The sequence below is a fragment of the Streptomyces sp. NPDC056948 genome (assembly GCF_042674225.1).
Classification (GTDB): domain Bacteria; phylum Actinomycetota; class Actinomycetes; order Streptomycetales; family Streptomycetaceae; genus Streptomyces; species Streptomyces purpurascens.
Map to the genome: position 1 here is coordinate 1 of NZ_JBHUQX010000720.1, position 2,472 is coordinate 2,472.

A 2,472-nucleotide genomic window follows, 5' to 3' on the forward strand; every position below is an offset into this window, starting at 1 on the left:
GAAGACGACCGTGAAGAAGACGGCCGCGAAGAAGGCGACGACCACGAAGGCCGCCGCCAAGAAGGCCACCACCGCGAAGGCCGCGGCCACCAGGACCACGGCCGCCAACCCCCCTGCCAAGAAGGCCGCGGCGAAGAAGGCCCCCGCCAAGAAGGCCCCTGCCGAGACCGCGGGCGCCGGAAAGGCCGCTGCCCGGAAGGCCGCCCCCGCCCAGGTCGTCCCGCCGGAGATGGAGATCGCCGTCTCGCCCGCGGTCGACGCGGTGGACCGGGAGCGGCTGCTCGGCGGGACGCATCACGACCCGCACACCGTGCTCGGCGCGCACCCCGTGCCCGGCGGGGTCGCGTTCCGGGCGTTCCGGCCGTACGCCCTGTCGGTGACCGTCGTCGCCGGGGAACTGCGGGCGGAGCTGCACGACGACGGGGAGGGGTTCTTCTCCGGGCTGCTGCCGCTGCGGGAGGTGCCGGTGTACCGGCTGCTCGTCACGTACGAGGGCACGGTCCTGGACACCGAGGACGCCTACCGCTTCCTGCCCACGCTGGGCGACCTCGACCTGCATCTGATCGGCGAGGGCCGGCACGAGGAGCTGTGGACGGCGCTGGGCGCGCACCCGACGACCCACGAGGGCGTGACCGGCACCCGTTTCTCGGTGTGGGCGCCGAACGCGCGCGGCGTGCGCGTCGCCGGCACCTTCAACTTCTGGGACGGCACCGGCCACGCCATGCGGTCGCTGGGCTCGTCGGGCGTGTGGGAGCTGTTCCTGCCGGACATCGGCGAGGGCGAGCTGTACAAGTTCGACATCACCCGCCCCGACGGTTCCAGGACGCTGCGCGCCGACCCGCTGGCCCGCCGCACGGAGGTGCCGCCCGCGACCTCGTCGGTCATCACGTCCTCGGAGTACGAGTGGGGCGACGCCGAGTGGCTGGACCGGCGTGCTCAGGCCCCGGCGCACGAGGCGCCGTTCTCCGTGTACGAGGTGCATCTGGCCTCCTGGCGCCCGGGACTGACGTACCGGCAACTGGCCGATCAGCTCCCGGGGTACGTGAAGAACCTGGGCTTCACGCACGTCGAGCTGATGCCGGTCGCGGAGCATCCGTTCGGCGGCTCCTGGGGCTACCAGGTCACCGGCTTCTACGCGCCGACGGCCCGCCTCGGCACCCCGGACGACTTCCGGCACCTGGTCGACTCGCTGCACCGGGCCGGGATCGGCGTCCTCATGGACTGGGTGCCGGCCCATTTCCCGCGGGACGACTGGGCGCTGGCCGAGTTCGACGGGCGGCCTCTGTACGAGCACGCGGATCCGCTGCGGGCCGCGCATCCCGACTGGGGCACGCTGGAGTTCGACTTCGGGCGGCGGGAGGTGCGCAACTTCCTGGTCTCGAACGCCCTGTACTGGTGCGAGGAGTTCCATATCGACGGGCTGCGGGTGGACGCGGTGGCGTCCATGCTCTACCTCGACTACTCGCGCGAGGCGGGGCAGTGGACGCCCAACGAGCACGGCGGCCGGGAGAACCTGGACGCGGTGGCGTTCCTGCAGGAGATGAACGCGACGGTGTACCGCAGGGTGCCCGGCGTGGTCACGATCGCCGAGGAGTCGACCGCCTGGGACGGGGTCACGCGGGCCACCCACCACGAGGGCCCGAGCGGCTTCGGCGGGCTCGGTTTCGGGCTGAAGTGGAACATGGGCTGGATGCACGACTCGCTCCAGTACATGACCCATGAGCCGGTGCACCGCAAGTACCACCACCACGAGATGACCTTCTCGATGGTGTACGCGTACAGCGAGAACTACGTCCTGCCGATCTCCCACGACGAGGTGGTGCACGGCAAGCGCTCCCTGGTGTCGAAGATGCCCGGCGACTGGTGGCAGCAGCGGGCCGGACACCGGGCCTACCTCGGCTTCATGTGGGCCCACCCGGGCAAGCAACTGCTGTTCATGGGGCAGGAGTTCGCCCAGGGCGCCGAGTGGTCGGAGGCGCACGGCCCGGACTGGTGGCTGCTGGACCCCGGCTACGGGGCCGAGCCCGACCACCGGGGCGTGCGTGACCTGGTCCGCGACCTCAACACCGTCTACCGGGCCACCCCGGCGCTGTGGCGCCTCGACACCGACCCGGCCGGTTTCGAGTGGATCGTCGGGGACGCCGCCGACGACAACGTCCTCGCGTTCCTCAGGCTGGACCCGGAGGGCACCCCGATCCTGGCGGTGTCGAACTTCGCGCCGGTCATCCGCCAGGACTACCGCCTGGGCGTGCCCGAGGACGTCCCCGCCTGGCACGAGGCCGTGAACACCGACGCCGCCCGCTACGGCGGCAGCGACATCACCAACCCCGACCCGGTCAAGCCCGAGGCCCAGCCCTGGCACGGCCGCCCGGCCAGCATCCGTCTGACCCTGCCGCCGCTGTCGACGGTGTGGCTGCGCCCGGCGTGAATCGACAGGCCTCCGGCGACCTGTGACACCTCTGTGACGGGAGG

Annotated in this window: 1 protein-coding gene; it reads left to right on the plus strand. The window is 71.8% G+C overall.

Annotated features, from left to right (window positions below):
• A partial coding sequence (gene glgB, locus ACFTZL_RS43965) for a 1,4-alpha-glucan branching enzyme (RefSeq protein ID WP_382595981.1) occupies positions 1-2,428 on the plus strand: 2,428 nt, incomplete at its 5' end.
• Between the last annotated feature and the right edge of the window lie 44 nt (positions 2,429-2,472).